This is a genomic window from Serratia sp. JSRIV004 (assembly GCF_019968705.1).
GTDB classification, from domain to species: Bacteria; Pseudomonadota; Gammaproteobacteria; order Enterobacterales; family Enterobacteriaceae; genus Chania; species Chania fonticola_B.
In genome coordinates this window covers 1,216,693-1,233,999 of the sequence record NZ_CP074140.1, presented here as the reverse complement: position 1 = coordinate 1,233,999, position 17,307 = coordinate 1,216,693, and the positions used below count along the sequence as shown (strand labels likewise).

20 protein-coding genes are annotated in these 17,307 nt (G+C 53.3%); 2 read left to right on the top strand and 18 right to left on the bottom strand.

Annotated elements, in window-relative coordinates:
* Positions 1–162 precede the first annotated feature (162 nt).
* From KGP21_RS05825 to KGP21_RS05785, 9 genes are all read right to left on the bottom strand, one after another.
* Positions 163–987 (bottom strand): hypothetical protein, encoded by an 825-nt coding sequence (locus KGP21_RS05825; RefSeq protein WP_209524110.1) that lies wholly within the window; start codon positions 985–987, stop codon positions 163–165.
* Between the two features lie 67 nt (positions 988–1,054).
* Positions 1,055–1,585 (bottom strand): fimbrial protein, encoded by a 531-nt coding sequence (locus KGP21_RS05820; RefSeq protein ID WP_179248823.1) that lies wholly within the window; start codon positions 1,583–1,585, stop codon positions 1,055–1,057.
* Positions 1,586–1,594: 9 nt separating this feature from the next.
* Positions 1,595–2,077, bottom strand: coding sequence for a fimbrial protein (locus KGP21_RS05815; RefSeq protein WP_223537490.1), 483 nt, complete (start codon positions 2,075–2,077; stop codon positions 1,595–1,597).
* Positions 2,078–2,091: 14 nt separating this feature from the next.
* Positions 2,092–2,526 carry a fimbrial protein gene (locus KGP21_RS05810; RefSeq protein ID WP_223537487.1) on the bottom strand — a complete coding sequence of 145 codons (435 nt, stop codon included), beginning with the start codon at positions 2,524–2,526 and terminating at the stop codon, positions 2,092–2,094.
* 74 nt (positions 2,527–2,600) lie between these two features.
* The gene (locus tag KGP21_RS05805; protein WP_179248821.1) at positions 2,601–3,356 is read right to left on the bottom strand and encodes a fimbria/pilus periplasmic chaperone; all 756 of its coding nucleotides are present in this window, start codon (positions 3,354–3,356) and stop codon (positions 2,601–2,603) included.
* Between the two features lie 14 nt (positions 3,357–3,370).
* On the bottom strand, positions 3,371–5,905 hold the full coding sequence (locus KGP21_RS05800) for an outer membrane usher protein (RefSeq protein WP_223537485.1): 2,535 nt from the start codon (positions 5,903–5,905) through the stop codon (positions 3,371–3,373).
* Between the two features lie 18 nt (positions 5,906–5,923).
* Positions 5,924–6,502 carry a fimbrial protein gene (locus KGP21_RS05795; RefSeq protein ID WP_223537482.1) on the bottom strand — a complete coding sequence of 193 codons (579 nt, stop codon included), beginning with the start codon at positions 6,500–6,502 and terminating at the stop codon, positions 5,924–5,926.
* 41 nt (positions 6,503–6,543) lie between these two features.
* A complete protein-coding gene (locus tag KGP21_RS05790; RefSeq protein ID WP_218519847.1) occupies positions 6,544–7,083 on the bottom strand; it encodes a fimbrial protein in 540 nt (179 codons plus the stop codon).
* Between the two features lie 159 nt (positions 7,084–7,242).
* The gene (locus tag KGP21_RS05785) at positions 7,243–7,914 is read right to left on the bottom strand and encodes a helix-turn-helix transcriptional regulator (RefSeq protein WP_172413943.1); all 672 of its coding nucleotides are present in this window, start codon (positions 7,912–7,914) and stop codon (positions 7,243–7,245) included.
* Between the two features lie 394 nt (positions 7,915–8,308).
* Between KGP21_RS05785 and KGP21_RS05780 the strand changes: the two genes are divergently transcribed.
* Positions 8,309–9,106, top strand: coding sequence for a winged helix-turn-helix domain-containing protein (locus KGP21_RS05780; RefSeq protein ID WP_115160364.1), 798 nt, complete (start codon positions 8,309–8,311; stop codon positions 9,104–9,106).
* Complete coding sequence (locus KGP21_RS05775; RefSeq protein WP_094982084.1) at positions 9,099–9,575, top strand: hypothetical protein; 477 nt, start codon at positions 9,099–9,101, stop codon at positions 9,573–9,575. The genes KGP21_RS05780 and KGP21_RS05775 overlap by 8 nt, the downstream gene beginning before the upstream one ends.
* A 133-nt stretch (positions 9,576–9,708) precedes the next feature.
* Here KGP21_RS05775 and KGP21_RS05770 read toward each other — a convergent pair whose 3' ends face one another.
* From KGP21_RS05770 to KGP21_RS05730, 9 genes are all read right to left on the bottom strand, one after another.
* Positions 9,709–10,530, bottom strand: coding sequence for a PapG chaperone-binding domain-containing protein (locus KGP21_RS05770; RefSeq protein ID WP_223500885.1), 822 nt, complete (start codon positions 10,528–10,530; stop codon positions 9,709–9,711).
* A 52-nt stretch (positions 10,531–10,582) separates the two neighbouring features.
* Entirely contained in the window at positions 10,583–11,128 is a 546-nt protein-coding gene (locus KGP21_RS05765; protein ID WP_223498922.1) for a fimbrial protein, read from the bottom strand.
* 10 nt (positions 11,129–11,138) lie between these two features.
* Positions 11,139–11,624, bottom strand: coding sequence for a fimbrial protein (locus KGP21_RS05760; protein WP_223537480.1), 486 nt, complete (start codon positions 11,622–11,624; stop codon positions 11,139–11,141).
* 10 nt (positions 11,625–11,634) lie between these two features.
* The gene (locus KGP21_RS05755) at positions 11,635–12,123 is read right to left on the bottom strand and encodes a fimbrial protein (RefSeq protein WP_223537478.1); all 489 of its coding nucleotides are present in this window, start codon (positions 12,121–12,123) and stop codon (positions 11,635–11,637) included.
* On the bottom strand, positions 12,120–12,587 hold the full coding sequence (locus tag KGP21_RS05750; RefSeq protein ID WP_223498919.1) for a fimbrial protein: 468 nt from the start codon (positions 12,585–12,587) through the stop codon (positions 12,120–12,122). Before KGP21_RS05750 ends, KGP21_RS05755 begins: the two co-directional genes overlap by 4 nt.
* Positions 12,588–12,648: 61 nt before the next feature.
* Positions 12,649–13,251 carry a fimbrial protein gene (locus tag KGP21_RS05745; RefSeq protein ID WP_223498918.1) on the bottom strand — a complete coding sequence of 201 codons (603 nt, stop codon included), beginning with the start codon at positions 13,249–13,251 and terminating at the stop codon, positions 12,649–12,651.
* A 75-nt stretch (positions 13,252–13,326) separates the two neighbouring features.
* Positions 13,327–14,094: a fimbria/pilus periplasmic chaperone gene (locus KGP21_RS05740; protein WP_371824842.1), complete on the bottom strand. Its 768-nt coding sequence runs from the start codon at positions 14,092–14,094 to the stop codon at positions 13,327–13,329.
* Positions 14,095–14,188: 94 nt separating this feature from the next.
* On the bottom strand, positions 14,189–16,699 hold the full coding sequence (locus KGP21_RS05735) for an outer membrane usher protein (protein ID WP_223537474.1): 2,511 nt from the start codon (positions 16,697–16,699) through the stop codon (positions 14,189–14,191).
* Between the two features lie 13 nt (positions 16,700–16,712).
* Positions 16,713–17,255, bottom strand: coding sequence for a fimbrial protein (locus tag KGP21_RS05730; protein ID WP_141234349.1), 543 nt, complete (start codon positions 17,253–17,255; stop codon positions 16,713–16,715).
* Positions 17,256–17,307 lie beyond the last annotated feature (52 nt).

The window sequence follows — 17,307 nt, the reverse complement described above, 5'->3', positions numbered from 1 at the left end:
TAGCTTATTACGTGTATTCGCTTTATTGATTGGGAAGTTCAGATAAAGGGAAGGCAGTGGAACGGTAATAACAACCCGCACGGTAGACGGTCGTGGAACCTGTCGGAAACGGCTGAGGGCGTCTGCCCGCAAAACGCAGGCTGACGTCCTCAGGATAACACGTTAAAGGATATCCATATTGATAATTGCCGAGCCACGGAATGCCCCCCCCGCCAGCTCACCGTTAACTTTCAACACCGAGGATATGGGGACAGCGACCGATAGGTTGGCAGTCATCTTCTCAAGGCTACCGACATTGGCTAGCTGGTCACGCACCAACACATCCGCCGTCAGTGAACCATCCGAGCGCAGCATGATTCCGGTAGAGGTGGATAAGCCGCTCACCGTCACTTTGATCGTCACGTTTGCGTCACACCTCACTAATAGATCGGCGGTTTTTTTCAGGCCGGGAGCTGCACTAGCCTGAATATCACCATAGGCGATCTCAACCGGGCCACCTATCGCAGAACATTTTGGTACCACTGGCACGGAAGGTAATATCCCGGTCCCTCCAGACCCACAGTTATAGCCTTCCATTATAACGTTAGCGCCGCTTCTGTCTCTCTCATACCGCCAGATACAAAGCCCTCTATCGGCAGGCAAAGCCAGTAGTTTTCCGTTAAAGGTGGCCAAAGCTGCTGCATACTGGGTATCGGTCAGTGAGGGACTGCTGGCAATAGTGATACCACTGCCCGCTGCGGGCTGACCATTGCCATTAGAGGGAGCAAAGAACATGCGGCATTCTGTAAAGCGGGGCACCGTCGAACACATCGCCATATTAAACGTTGCCTGCTTATAGGTCGCCTTTTCAATTAATATCTGTCCATTCTGATTGCTCCATACAATTTCCTCTCTTATCGCGGAGGCGACGGGGTGAGAAAGAAAAAGCAATAGCAGGCCGATAATCACGGCGTTTTTTTTAAGCAGTACTGTCCCTATAAACTTCATCTCTGTTCCTTATTGCTCTGCACTGTTGCTGATTGGCCTCTTCACAGAGGCCAAGCGGCGTCAGGCCTTAGTCATAGGTCAATGCAAAGGTCATGCTGGCACTGAAAGGGCCACGGTTTATGGTTCGGTTGGTAATCGCGTCTGGCTCGCCTTGCACATAAGCCATCATACGCAGGTAGTTGTCCCCTGCCGCTAACGGGTAGCGATGAGTACCTAACTGGTTCAATGGCAAAGGAGCGCCATTTTCTGACTCAACACCAATACCAATGCCCGATGCCTGGCTGGAGGCATCCAGCGCCAGTAATCCAGGCAATGCAGGATTTTCCACTCCGGTGAACGTGACCTGCACCGATTTGCCCAGCGTCAGATCGCAGTTGCTCAGGTGCAGTTTGAACTCCCTACTGGTGGTTCTTTGATTGTGATACAACTGCTTGTCAATCACCGTGCCAAAATCCAGTTGGACGGTTTCCTCACCCGGCGGGATGATGCAAGGTTCCGCCACCAGCGTGCCGTGTAAGCGCATGTTTGCCGCCTGAACACCCTGGCTCAGAGCAAGCAGAGCGACGGTGGCGCAGAGATATCTCAGTATTTGGCGCATATCAGCTCCTTATTGATAATCCGCAAGCAGCGTTGCCGTGACTTCAAAGGCCCCTTCTGTCAGCTCGGTGCCCGGTTTTTTAACCGGCACAGCTTCTAACACCGGTGGATTGAGCGGGTCAACAGCGATAGGCTTACCAAGTTCAAACGGCTCGCCGTTCTGGTAAATTTTGATGCCCAGATTGGCAATGTTGGTCTGTAGCGTTGCCTGCTCAAAGGCGGCGGTCGGGCCGATCAGCGTCAGCACCATGCTCCAGGCGGATCCCGCCGTACAGTCCAGCACGTAATCAACCTGTCTGCGGTGCTTCACCCCATCCACGCTCTTGACGCCGATCCGGTCAAAAGGCACGTCGAGGTCTTTGCCGTTGTTCACCAGGCAAGGGGGCGGCTCAATCAACGTACCGCTAAAGCTCATGTTTTCTGCCGCTTGCAACGGGCTTATGGCCAGCAGAGCAAACGATAGCAATAGTGACATCCCTGCAACCGATCTCATTCCTTTCTCCCGTTTCACTGGTAGTCGACCACCATCGTGGCTGCCGACGTAAAGTAGCCAGCGGTGAGGGTAGTACCTGGGCGCTTCACTAAGGTGGCAAACAACTTTGGCTGATCCGGCAACGTGAAATTCAGCCAGCTATTCACTGCCATTGCCTGGTTATTACTCGATAAAGCGATCCCCAGATCGCCCTTCGAGGTTTGCAGAGCACCAGCAAAACCGGCGTCCATGCCCTGGATCTGCATTTTTAACGCGTTGGTATTGCCTGCCGAGCATTCCAACGTGTAAGGCACCGGCTGGCGGTAGTTGATACCATCAACCCGGGTCGTCATCACCTCGTTGGTAAAATCCACCGTGATAGTTTGTTCCCCGTTAATCACGCAGGGCGGTGGCAGTAAAATATTGCCCGAGATAGTCAGGCTGGTCGTCTCAGCAACGGCCGCTGACATGCCCAAAACCAGTATCAAACCTGCAAATCCCGTCGACGTTTTCCACGGCATAGTTCACCTCTGTTGCGTGTAGGCTATGAGTTACGTTTGCCAGGTTCTGCCTGACAGGTATCACCCGCACAGCGGAAAATCAGTTCTGGGCGGCCGCCGAAGTCATTCACGTAGGTCAGCACCGGCGCGCTACCTAAAGCACTGACGCTGGCGCTTAACGGCGCATTGGATTTAGGGGGAACCATCAACGGAACAAACCCTTTGGCGCTCTGGCCACCTTTAGTGGTGCTAGCCTCAACGATGGTGATGTAATACGGCGTCGGGTTGTTGATCACATAGCGATCGCCCTGGCGCGTCAGCGTCATTTTTTCCTGCCACGGCGTACTCATCTGTTCCTTGGTCGGTTCAATCGCCTGCGGGCGGTAGAACAGTTTAATGCGTGTCTGCAGCGCAATTTGCAGCGTATTCGGCTTGTCACTACGCGGTGGAATTTCACGCAGGTTGAAATAGAACAGCGATTCACGATCCTGCGGCAATTGCTGCAAAGCTGGCAGCCCCTGCACTTTCACCTGGCTTTTGGCACCAGACTCAATACGCTGCACCGGAGGCAGAACGATCAGCGGGCTGGTGATCTTGTTGCCCTGCTCATCCTCAATCCACCCCTGAGCCAGATAAGGCAGTTGTTTGTTTTCATTGCTGACGTTCATGCTGACAGACTTACTGGAAGCGTTATAAATCACCCGGGTACGATCCAGGGCAATCGCCGCATTAGCCTGTGAGCTAAGGATGGCCAGCAGCAATGCGCCAGCAGTTAATAAATGTGTGGTCGTTAATTTCATCAGTCTTTTTCCGTTCAGCTTCTGTTTTCCGTTGCCGGATTTTCCCCTGCGGCGATTGGCCGGCAAGGCAGCAGTAAATTCTGTGTCCCTTGCGGTGGGATATGCGTTGGCAGTGTTATTTCGCACTGGGTGATACCATTCCAACTGGTGGTCATCTTGGCACCGGGCTGAATACCACTCAGGTAAACGGTGCCGTCATCGTTGATAATGCCAACGTCCCGTTGCTTGCTATTTTGTACCGTAGCCCCGAAAGGCGGTGATGACCCGTCAGCCAGACGAACCACCGCCATCGCTTTTTCACCAGCCACCACTTCAAAACGCCGTAAACCAATCGCCCCTTCGGTCAATGTCGCCTGCTGCACCGAACTAAGCGCTTCGGTCTTATCGTCCAGCGCGTTCAGATCGATGCTGACCTGGTTGCGGTAGTAGCTGTTGAGATCGGACACCACGGCTTTACCAAAGCGGTTGGATAAGGTGGTGGCACCATAGCCGCGCACAGGAACGCCTGCGACTCCGTCGGTATCCAATAAAATGCGCGTTCCGCCTGGCATGCCAATCCGATGCATAGCCATGCCCTCCCCGGTCGCCGTGACCCCACCTTGCAGCATCAGGCCCAGAGAGCTGGAGCGCCCAGCTTGATAACCCGCGTTGGCACTCACTTGCGCGTCGTTGCCCAAATGGGTGTAGTAACCGCTGGCAACCGCGCCTTGGCGAGCAGCGCCTGCACTGATCTGATAGGAATCGGCGTCATTCACACGGCCGAAATAACCCACCTGGTGAGTGTTTTCATTGCGATCCCATGACCCGCTGTAGGTGATGGAACTGGAGTGACCCCAGGGAATGGTGATCGCCAGATACATGCCGTCGTCGTTGGTGCCGTTAAATTTGTTGCGATAGGCGGTCAACGAGAGGTTAAGATCCTTGAACTTGCCCAGATCGAAGTATCTCGCCAGCGACAGGTTATAATGATCGTTGGCACTGTCGTTCCAATAGGTCTGGTGGCTGTAATTGATAAACGTGCTCAGGCCCAGGTCGACAAACTGCTTATTGAACGTAACGGTGTACATCTCCTTACTGCTCTGGGTGCGGTAACCGGTAGTCCGTGCGTCCAAAAATTCACTCATGTTCATGAAGTTGCGTTCGGAGAAGCGATAGCCTGCAAACGTCACCTGGCTGTCATAATCGTCAAAACGCTTGGAATAGCTGAGGCGGTAAGAGTTACCAAACAACGAGCTTTCCTGCGGCAAATTAGCGCGGGATTGGGTGACATCGAACGACAGTGCACCCAGCATCATCAGATCGCGGCCAACCCCCAACGCCAACGCGTTATAGTCGTCGCTCCCCACGCCGCCACCGTAAAGTGACCAGCCGTTGCTAACCCCCCAGGAGAATTCGCCAGTGGAGAACAGTGGCCCGCTGACGTTGTGTTTCCAATCGCTTGGCCGGCCTGCCGCGAGTTTATAGCGCAACGAACCTGGACGGGTCAGATAAGGGATGCTGGCGGTGTTCACGGTGAACTCCTGCACGCTGCCATCCTGCTCCTCAACGCGAACCTGCAGTTGGCCAGAAACCGCATCGTTCAAATCCTGAATACGGTACGGGCCAGGGGCAACCTGAGTTTCATACAACACCCGCCCCTGCTGGCTAATAGTCACCTTGGCATTGCTTTTGGCGACGCCACTCACTTCCGGGGCATAACCGCGCAGGTTAGGTGGCAGCATGTTGTCATCGGTGTTAAGCGTAACGCCGGTGAAACGGAAGCTGTCGAAAATATCGGAATTGAGAAAGTTTTCCCCCAGCGTCAGGCGGGCAAGCAGCTTGGGCAAGGCCCGATAAGCGTAATAACGGCTCCAATCCAGGCTATTTTCGCCGTTGCCGCCAGACTGATTTCTCATCTGCAACTGCCAATCCGCGCGCAGACGCCAAGGGCCAAAGTTGGCCCCGGTAGTCCCATTACCACTCAGGCTATAGGCCTGATCCTGGTGCTGCTGGCGCGAGGTCAGGAAATTCAGGTTATAGTCAAACAACGCACCTGTGATGCCATTATCCCAACGGGAAGGCGGATCCCAATCCTCAGAACTGTATTCAAGATAGGCTTGCGGCACGCTGAGCTGCAGGGATGAAGTCGCCAAATCGCCCTGTACCGTCAATCCTGAAATGCTTTGCAGATCGAGACATTGCCCATCGTCTTCCCAGACAATGTCCTTGAGCACGCTGTCTCTCAGGCCAAACAGCTCGATCAGTTCAGGCGTCAGGCAAGGTTCGCTGCTTTTAGGATCTGCTTTAGAGGGCGCGAAGGTGATTGAACGCTCCGCGATTTGCTGCCGGTTGAGAAACACCGCCATGGTGTAAGTCCCTGGCATAATATAGCCGCCACGGGAGAAATGGCTGAGATCGAGATTTTCCCTATCTTTAATATCCAACACATCGGTATTGAACTGAATATCATCTGCGGCATGCGTAAGATAAACCGGGCTTCCCAGCGATAAAGCAATACAGACCCACAATCCGCGCAGCCGGAAAGTAGAATTCGCAACAGGTTTGGCCATCGATAAAAATTCCGTTTATCAGTAATAATCCATTTTGAAACGCACGGTGGAGCGGTACTCACCGGCTCGCAGTATCTGGTGATTCGGCAACAGGTTTACGGTGTATTGCAGGAGCTTATCTCCGGAGCTTAACTCTGCCAGGGGCATAGCTACGCCGGGTAATGCGATGTTGCCGGATTGGTCTTTGATCTGTAGCCCAACGCCTTGGGCCTCGCCTTCAATCCCCAGCAAGGCGCCATCCTTCAAACCATCAAAGGTCACGCGGAATGCTTGCCAATCGGGCATCGTGGGATCAAAGCGTGGCAAGGTGCAGTTAATTAAGCGAATAACAAAAGGTTTGGCGATACCTTGCCCATCATGAGCAATCTGTGACGCAGGAACGGTGATCATCTCAATCACTTGCTCACGGCTGCTCATCTCAATGGCGCAGGCCGTTTCAATAATGCTGCCTTCCATGACCACACGGCCCCGTCCCAAAAACGTATCCGCCGTTGCGGTTACGCTAAACAGAGCGCTGAGCAGGCAACTCGCCACAAAATATTCCATGTTGTTCACGCTGTTAATTCCCTTCGACACCATGACCTTAAGAATAAACATGCGGGTTTCCCCGCATGTGTGACCGTTAAACCGGTTAAAACTTACTGATAAGCCAGGGTAAAGGTAGTGGTGGTGCTGAAGTCGCCTGGGACGATTTCTGCAGCAGTTTTACCGTCTGCCCCCATGTCACCCTGCAGGTAAGCAGAGAAGTTCAGGATGTTGGTTTGATCCTGGATACCCTGTGGAGCAGTTGCCTGGCCCAGTTTGATCAGCGTGCCGCTACCGTCGGTGATAGCCAGGCTAGCGCCACGAGCAGTACCGGTGATGCCCAGCAGATCGGCGTTACCCGCAGAAGTTGGGCCAGTGAAAGTGGTGGTTACCGTTTTAAGGGTCGTGGCATCACAGTTTTCCAGGTGGATGTAGAAGTTTTCAGGGGTAGATTTACCGCCGTCTTTCAGTGCCACGTTAGCGATCTGGCCCATAGGGATACGCTGGTTGTCATCGCCTGGGGCGATAGAGCAAGGTGCATCAATGATGGAACCGTAGAATTCGATTGTGCCATGGCCCGCGTCCTGTGCAGCATTGGCAGCAGAAACAAAACCCAAAGCGATTGCGGCAACCATGAATTTGTTCAGTTTCATATTTCTATTCCTTTATTAAATAAATTGATATAAACGACTAATAACCATCCATGTCAAACATGGTCTGGGGACTGCAAAAAACATGAGACGCTCGCCCATTATCCAATAGGGATACGCTTCATTTTTTATACTCCGGGCACTCAAGGTAGGTTATAACGGTCAGCCTTCCACACTGGTACCGTAATAGACCCGCAGGGTCTTATACAACCCTATTTTATTGGTGCAACCAATTTTCTTCATAACGGACACGCGATGACTGCTGACCGTCTTTATATTAATACCTAAAATCGCACCGATCATTTTTGGCGTATATCCGCGAAAAAGATAATAGCAAATTCGTTTTTCTCTATTGCTTAACGCAGCCAGGGTCCCTTTAGGGATAAACTTGTCGCGTTTTGCCCATGTTGTATTTGGTGAATCGGCAATCTGTTTCAGCAGTGCATGCGAACACTCATTGGCCGCAATAAAAACAACCCGATCTCTATAGCGTTGCTCAATGCTTAGCGACAATATATTCAATAACGCAGTACTGGCAATCACCACCATCAACGTTCGGCTTTTCTTCTCACGTATCATTTCGCTAATCAACAACGCACTACGTGCCGAACCATCCGATATCGAATGTTCAAAGGCAGTATGACCATGCTGTTGCTGCAATTTAAGTAAATTACATCTGATACCTTGTAAAAAGTAGCTATTGTTGCTGGAGATATGGAACGAAATCTCAGTGATATCTTCACTATGATAATCGAAATCATATTCACTCACACCACACCCGTCATCCATAACACTACCAAACTTATCGCCAAATCCATATCGGCTATCGTACATCTGCTTCCCGCCACTATCGCTGAAAAGTTGGATGCATGTTAGCGACCGACGCCAAAATGTCATAATCAATTTATATCAACCTGTGAAATTTCATTTAATTAATATAAAAAAATCAATAAAATCATGGTGATGAGAAAAATTTCACTTAAGATCAACCAAGCTTAAGAAGATGCCTAGAGCGGAATATTTGAGCATTAATCGATATTAAACAATTTACTAATCAGAAAAATCTTGCTAAGTTTTATTACGCAAGACCAGTAACGGCCTGTATCCTGGCGGTTCAACGGTGATGCTTTAACAATCAGCAAGAAAAATCTCATTTAATAAAATCGTATACTATCCGTTGTTTTTTGTTTTAATAACGCTCGTGATTTTGGACAAGGAAGTGAAAGGAATGACTAGTAACTGTAGCGGTTATTATTATCTCATCGGTGATAGCGTTGAGTTCTGGCCTGAGGAAAACTTGCTTTACTCTCGTGTCAACGGTGAGAAAATCACGCTATTTATCGCAGCCTCACGCTGCCTTCAGCTATTATTAAGCCAACAAGGTGAACTGGTTCCGCAGCGGGATCTGTTTGAAGCCGGATGGCAAAAAAATGGTTTAGAGGTGTCTAACAATACCTTTTACCAAAACATCCTTATGTTACGTAAAGGATTAAAGCTTGCCGGCTATGAGCAAGCAGTGATAAAAACAGTGCCCCGCCAGGGCCTTACCGTTCCCTCAATGGTTCCGGTAGCAAAAATAATACCGGACACGAGTACAACCTCTGCCGAAGAAATATTTAGTGTAGAGGAAAACCCACTGCCAACACCCAGCAAAGTGGATAAAAAAGCATCCTCTCGGCCTCGCCATCTGTGGGCAATATTGCTTAGTCTCTCTTTTGGTGTCGGTATTGCGCTGTTAGCTGCATGGAATAGCACAGAGAACAAGAATTTCTTCTCTCATTTTAACTTCGTAGGGAATATAGAGCAGTGTTCGGTCTACCTCCACAGCGGCCAGACATCGTTGCAGTCCTACAGGCAATTTATTGCGCAGAACAACTTCACCTGCAAAAAACAGGAGGTTGTCTACTTTACTGCCAACCCATTGGTTCCACGAGCCTCAGTCATTCGCTGCGAATGGCCATTTGCTTCAGGGACCAAGAATCTCTGTATTTCTGAATATTATCTGGAGTGGCAGCATCATGAATAAGCCCCAACTTTTCGGTGTATTTACACTACTCTCTTTGTTGTTCCTGTTGCTCGCGCTGGGAGCATACCGCCTCTATAGCCAATATCAGCAAACACATTTTAACTGCGAAGCCATGCTGCTGGTTCACAAAGATGATGCGGAACTGGCCCTCATGGTTAACTTTATCTTCCAGGGTGATAATGGCATCGCCAGCCTGAAGGGCACCCTTAAGCAGGGCGATAAGACCACCAGCGTCAGCAGAAAAAGCTATTTTGATTTCAATCAGATGAAACAAGTTTATCATCTTAAGTCAATTTCAGCGGTGACCACACCGGCCGACAACAGTGACAGCAAAGATCTCGCCCGTTACCTCCCTCTTTTTTACCTGGAACCGGGGCTGAAGTTCGACTTCACCGCTTACCCTGCTACCAAAGAAGGGTACGTTTTTTCTACCGGGCAGGTACCGTCATTTTACTGTGCACGTAAGTGAAATTTTGACGTTAACGAGTTTCACTTTGTGGAGGATGCTCGTTAACGCTGAGATCGAATGGCTAAAACAGAAAACCGTAGGAAAGTATCTCTTTCCTACGGTGATAATATCGCCGTGGTTTGGTACGGCTTATCTACAGCACATCTACCACAACAACCGCAGACCCGCTGAACGCGCCAGCCTTGACGGTACCCCCAGTGGGGGCGAGAGTCGATGCAATCTGCACATCTGCCGAACCATTAATGGTGATTGGCGGCGGGAATTTTGAGCCGTTGATAGTGATAGTCGATTGTATTCCATTGTAGAAATTGACGGTGTTATCCGATAGAGCTGGGACAGTTATCACAACCTTAGCGGGAGTCGGGCAGGTTATCTTCGCCGTAAGGCTGGCGGTATTCCCATTAAAGTCAGTGCTGTCCACCAGGCCATGGTCGAGCACTGTTGGCCCGGTTATATCGCACCCGGTGGTGAAGGGTTTGAGAACAGTGTTTACGCACGACGTTGTCAGCCTCGCATTAGTGCTGTTAGGACCTTCATAGACAACACAGGTGCGAGTGTTTCCTATGTTCGTATTAACCCTGCTAGCTTTGCCCTTCCAGCTCCCACCTGTTCCGAGCCCGGTTCTCTTCATTAGTTCCGTTTGGAAATCCGACCAATAATAGTAATTCTTTGCATAGGTGGAAGTATAATAACTAAAGGCGCAGTAGGTATCAGTGGCATAGGCATTCCATCCAACATTATTCTTGGTCACACACACGTTAAAGAACGAGGTCGTGCCTGGGCGGATGTTTGTTGTATCGTATTGTTCGACACCGTCGGTATAGGTGAAGAACAGCTCTTGTGTTGCCTGGTCGAATTGCGCACTGGTGATGACGAACGCAGCAAAGCTGGACGGGCTGGCCATCAGGCAGAGTAAAGTAATCAGCGATTGTATTCGTTTCACGATGTTGTACATATTTCTCAAATCTCGGTTTCAGGAAAGGGCCGCTATCAGGCGGCACGGCTTGCTACTGGTACTCCAGCGCAAAAGTCGCCGTGGCCGTAAATCCCCCTTCGACTATCCCTTGGTTGGCCTTGGCCGCAGGTTCTGCCTGCACATAGGCCTGCAAAGCTATTGTCATGTTGCCCTGCGTCAGTGGCGTGGTGGAGCCCTGGACATTGAGCGGCAATGCCTGGCCAGCGCTTGTTTCCATCCCCACTGCCACCCCGCGGGCCACGCTGGCAGCATCCAGCGCCAACAGCCCTGGCAATGCCGTGCTCTCGGTGCCCATAAAGGTCAGCTTCACACCCGTTGCCACCGCCGTATCACAGTCATCCAGATGCAGCGAGAACGCCTGGCTGGGGGTGCGCGTATTGGTGTACAGGAACTTATTAACCAGCGTGCCAAAATTCAGCTCTATGGCCTCGTCACCCGGGCGCAGGGTACAGGGCGCATTCACCAGCGCGCCTCTGAATTCCATGTTCTCAACTGCCTGAACCGAGGTGCAAAATAAAAGCGGGCAGGTTGACAGTAGTGCCAGACCGATCCGTGGTAACGCTTGCCATTGCTTCATCAAACGGCTCCTATTGGTATTCGGCCAGCAGCGTGGCGCGTGCGGTAAATGCTCCCGGGCTCGGTGGCTGCGCCGGATCGGCCACTGGTACCGCCATTATTGGCGGGGGGAATTGCGCTGTAACTTGGCTGGCAAACGAGTTCAGATAAAACGGATTGTCATTTCCCAGCGACATATGAATGCCCAATCCCGCGATGCTGCTCTGAATGGCAGCACCATCAAAACGGGTTGCCGTGCCCTGAATGCTCATCCGAACTGACCCTGCGGCGCTGCAATCAATCTGGTAAGGCACCGGCTTGCGGTAACGTACCCCGTCGAGATTACGGATCACCAGGTTGTCGCCAAAATCCACTTCGATCGGGTCACCGTTATTGATAGTACAGGGCAGTGCTTCCACCAGGCCGCCCTGGAAGTTCACCTGCACCGCTTGCGTTGGCTGCACCAGTGCAGCCATCATGCCCAGCAACATTGCCAAGAAAACTGTTTTAGCCGTCATTATTCATCTCTCACTGATAGTCCACCAACAGCGTGGTAGCCGCGGTAAAGGCCCCTCCACTCAAAGTGCTGCCCGTGGCCTTAACCGGAACTGCCGTCAGTACAGGGCGAGCCGGGTTGGTAAAATTCAGCCAGGTGTTCATCGGCAATTTGACGCCGTCACTGCGCAACTCGAGGCCCAGATTGGTTTTGCTGGTACCTAGCACGCTGGCATCAAAACCTGCCCCTCCGCCCTGAAATTGCAGTTTCAGCGTTGCGGAGGTCGCGCCAGTGCAGTCCAGCGTATAAGTGATGGGCTGTTCGTAATTCACCCCATTTATCCGCCCGGCCAGCATATCGTTGCCAAACACCACCGAAATATCGCTGTTGCTGTTAATCACGCAAGGCGGTGGTACCACCAGGGTGCCGGTGAACTTGACGTCCACGGCCTGCGCCGGTAAAGCGCTACTCAGAACGATCATCAGGGCCAGAACAGGCCATACCGCTGTTAGCTGTTTCATAACACCTCCACCAGCAGCGTTGCCGTGCTGTTGAATACTCCACCCGGCAGAATGGCCCCCGGCCGTTTCACTGGCACAGCACTGATGGCAGGCGGCGTGGCCGAATAGCCGAAGGTAAACCATTCACCCAGCGCTAACGCACTGCTGTCCGGTTTCAACAGTTTGATCCCCAAATCCGTAAAGTTGGTTGCCAACACGCCAGGATCAAAGCCGCTAGCCGATCCCTGGAACCGCAGACGCAAGCTGGAAGCGCTGCCGGTACAGCTAAGGGAAAACGGCACCGGCGTGGCATAGTTGTTGCCATCAATGCTGGTGGTCTGCAAGGCACTGCCAAAGTTCACGTCAATCGCGGTGTTACCATTCACTATGCAAGCAGGTCCCGTCATCACGATCCCCTTGATGGTGAGCGCAAGCTGGTTGCTGGCCTGTGCCACCGACAGACACAACACCAGGCTCCCCACCATACCGAGAGCCGTACACCAAAGGCTCCTGAGAGCGGAACGGCCCTTAAGCCGATAAACCAGCCTATTCATAGCTCAGCCTGAAGTTGATATGGGCCAGATATGCGCCCGCTTGTAGCGGCGCCCCGGTACGCTCCGGCGCGATATAGTAGGTCAGTACGTTGTTGCCAGGTGTCAGCAACTGCGGTTGTCCGACCAACCCCGGCACGACGTCGCGGCGGGAGTCATCCGTCAGACGCAACCCCATACCGCCCACACCGCGCGCCAGGAAAAGATTAGGTTCGTAGTTATCCTGCACGCCGGTAAAGGTCAACGACACTGCAGGCTGGTTGGTGCTCCAGGTCAGGTTACCCTGCTGGTCACGATTGTTGGTCGCGCTGCGCAGGCAGTCTTGCAAACGCAGCTGAACCGCCACCGCCGTGCCACGATCGCCAACGTGTTGCAGGCGGCCCGTTCCCACCTCGCCCAACTCGACCGACTGGTCAGCACTGCTCATCTCCAGGCGGCAAGCGCTTTCGGTCAGCGACCCCGACACGCGAAGCACGCCGTGTTCACCGTCAATCAACCCCGTTGCGGCCTGTGCCATCGGGGTAAGCAGGGCAGCCAGTGCCAGTCCGCTCAGGACGGAGCACTTTGTCGTCTTGCCGGGCAGTCTTCTCTTTTCCATGACTGTTTTCCTTGTTCTTCCTTCACGGTTCATGCCCGCTGGGCACCGTCCATCACGCCCCCTGACACCGGGTGATTATTTGTCGCGTTTGCTTTCATCCACCTGGCAGTCGCTGCCACTGCATTTGAAAGTCAGCGTCGGTTGGCCGCCGTAGTCATTGACATACACCAGCACCGGGCTCGCCCCTAATGCCGCCGCACTGCCGCCCAGCTTGACGCTGTCCTTCGGTGGCACCATCACCGGTTCAAAACCTTTTACCACGTCGCCTTGTTTCTTGGCGCTGGCACCAATCAACGTCACAAAATACGGCGTTGGGTTGTTGACGGTGTATTGGTCACCCTTTTTGCTCAGCGTCAGTTGCTCCTGATAAGGCGTCGCCTGTTGCTTAGCCGCCGCTTCGGCCAGTGTTGCCGGGCGATAGAACATCTTGATGCGCGTCTGCAGCGCTATCTGCAATACGTTCGATTTGTCGCTTTTCGGCGGGATTTCCCGCAGGTTGAAGAAGAACAGCGATTCGCGATCCTGTGGCAACATGTTGGCTCCCGGCGTTGCCTGGATTTTTACCTGGGTCTGCCCTTTGGGTTCAACACGCTGTACCGGTGGCAGCACGGTAAACGCACTGTTCCCTTCCAGCTTGGTGCCGTGGGCATCCTCCAGCCAGCCCTGAGCCAGATAAGGCAGTTCAGGGTTCTGATTGCGCACGGTCAGGCTCACCGACTTTTCATTCCCCGGGAACACCACGCGGGTCCGATCCAGGGAAATAGCCGCCTGTGCAGACGGAACCAGGGTGGCCACCGTGGCCCCAGCCAACAGGCTCATCACTAAAAATCTTTTCATCATCATTACCTTTACTCTTCCTATCAGACGTCATCCCTGCCGACTCTTAAGCCAGCAGGCGACGACGCCCTTACTGTTCAATGGGTTTAATTCGCTGCCGTTATCCGTTTACACAAGGCAGCAGCAGGTTGGCGGTCATCCCCGCCGCTATTTCCTTCGGCAGCGTAATGCGGCACTGTTCGGCACTGTTCCAGTGCACCGTCATGGTCTCACCCGGCTTGATACCGCTGAGATAGACGTTGCCTGCATCGTTCACCATGCCGGTTTCCTGTTGCTTGGCGTTCAGTACTGTGGCTCCGAAAGGGGGCACCGAACCATCGGCCAGGCGTATTACCGCCATCGCCTTCTCACCCGCTACGACTTCAAAGTGACGATAGCCAATGGCCCCTTCGGTCAGCGTGCCTTGCAGCACCGAGCCGGTGGCCTGGGCGTTATCCGCCAGTTTGTCTACGTCGATACGTACGCTGCTGCGGTAATAACTGTTCACATCTGCCACTACCGCTTTACCGAAGCTATTGGAGTTTACCGTGTTGCCATAACCGCCCACCGGCACTCCTGCTACACCATCGGTATCAACCAGCATCCGCGTCCCGCCCATGATCGATGTACGATGTAAAGCGCCGCCTTCACCCGTCAGGGTAGCTCCGCCCGACATCGACACCCCTGCCGAGCTATACTGCCCGGAGCGGTAACTGGCCATGCCATTCACCTGTGCCAGGGTGCCACGATGTGAGTAATAGCCGCTGAAATCAGCATCGCTATTCGCCATCCCAGCCCGGACCGTATAGTTGTCGGTATCACCGACCCGATCGGAATAGTTGACCGAGTTGGTATTGTCTCCCGCAGCATAAGACCCGTTATAACCCAGCATGCCGCTGCTTCCCCACGGCATGGACAGCGACAGATACATGCCGTCATCCTTGGTGTTGCTGAAATTGTTGCGATAAGCCGTCAGCGACAGGTTGATGTTACGAAAGCGGCCAATATCAAAATAGCGCGCCAGCGTCATGTCATAGCGGTCACTGGTAGCCTGGTTCCAATAGGTCTGGTGGTTGTAGTTAAGGTACCCACTCATCGCCAGCGACTCGAACTGCTGGCTGAAGGACAGGGTGTACATCTCCTTGCTACGCCCTGGGCTTATCCCATTGGCGTTATCCTTGGCACTCAAGTAGTCCGCCATCGACATAAAACCGCTGTCGGAGAAGCGGTAGCCAGCAAAGGTGATCTGACTGCCGGTATCATCAAAGCGCTTCGAGTAGCTCAGGCGGTAAGACCCCCCCTGTTGAGTACCTTGATCCGGTAACCGAGCCCGGGACTGAGTCACGTCCGCAGACAAGGCCCCAAAAATCATCAAATCACGCCCAATCCCCAGTGACAGGGCCGAGTATTCATCCCCACCCAGCCCGCCGCCGTACAGCGACCAACCGTTACTCACGCCCCAGGAGAACTCACCCGTGGCAAACATAGGGCCATTGACCTTATGCTGGAAGTCAGATGGTCGGCCTGCCGCCAGCTTGAAACGCACCTGTCCTGGCCGGGTCAGATACGGAATGGTGGCGGTATCAACCTTGAAGTTCTGTACGCTGCCGTCGGCCTCTTCAACGCGCACATCCAATGCGCCAGAGACCGCGCTATCCAAATCCTGAATACGGAATGGCCCGGAGGCGACCAGCACTTCCTTGATCACCCGCCCCTGCTGGCTAATAACGACCTTGGCGTTGCCGCGCGCCACACCGGTCACTTCTGGCGCATAACCACGCAGATTCGGTGGCAACATGTTGTCATCAGAGACCAGGCTGCCCCCGGTGAAACGGAAGCTGTCGAAGATGTCGGAATTGAGGAAATCCTCCCCCAACGTCAGCTTGGCGCGCCACGGTACAATCGCCCGGTAGGCGGTGTACTGTGTCCAGTCAAAACTGCGGGTATTCTCTTTTGCCGAATCGCTCTGATGGTCGATCCTGGTCTGCCAGCTAGCCCGTAGCCGCCAAGCTCCCAGGTTCGCCCCTGCCACTCCGTTGCCGCTGAGGTTGTAATTCTGGGTGTCGTCCTGGTTCTGCCGCTGAACCTGAGTATTCAGGTTGTAATCCAGCAAAATGCCAGGGATCCCCTCTTCCCAGCGCGAAGGCGGATCCCAGTTCGCACCGCTGTATTCCAGATAAACCTGCGGGATGCTGAGGTACAGCGTGTTGGTACCGAGATCGGGACGGGCCTGAAGCCCATCCAGGCTAGCCAGATCCAGACACTCGCCTTGATGCCACCAGGTCAAACCAGCCAATGCGGCCTTGGTCAGACCCAACTGGTCCACCATCTCTTTGCTCAGACAGACCTGGCTGCCTTTCGGATCGTCGTCCGGCGCCAAGAAGGTTACCGGGCGTGCCGGTTGCACCTGGTTATTCAAGCTCAAAGCAAGATCATAAGTACCCGGCAGGATAAAGCCCTGGTGCGAAAACTGGCCTAAATCAATGTTGTCACGATCCTTGAGATCCAGGACATCCGTGTTGAACTGGATATCTTTTGCCTGGGCCACGCTCACTGCGCCGAGCAATACGCTGCTGCCCAAGCTGGCCTGATACAAGATGGCAAGCAGGGAGCGGGAAAAATAACGCGCCATGAAGAAAGTCCCTTCAGTAATAATCCATTCTGAACCGTATTGCCGTACGGTAATCCCCTGCCCGCAACGTCTGTTGATTATCAGGTGTAATGCGGTTGCCTCTCTCCTGGCAACATGGAGCTGGCCTCAAAGCATCACCCGGTGCTGCTACCTCGCCTTTGGCATCACGTATCATCAACGCCACGCCGCGTGCCTCTCCGCTCATGTCGAAATGACCGTGTTCGTCGTCGCCATCAAAGGTCACCTGAAAGCGCTGCCAATAGGGAGCTGTCGCGTCAATACGGACCAGAACGCAATTCACCAGGCGTATGGAGAACTCTTTTTCTGGCCCGTGCCCCTCCCGGATCAGTTGGCTGACCGGGAGGGTGTCCATTACCAGACTCTGGTCATGGTCCCCGACTTCAATCGCACAAGGCGTCTCTACAATGGCGCCTTCCATGCTGACGCGCCCCTGCCCCAGCACATCAGCGGAAAATGCACACCCGGAAAACGCCAGGGCACAACACATCAGCAGGGAAGGCACCACACAAGGTGAAGCGTCATAAGTCCATTTCATTAACAGCTCTATGGGGCGCAAAAAAACCTGCGGCAGAGCCGCCGCAGGTTGT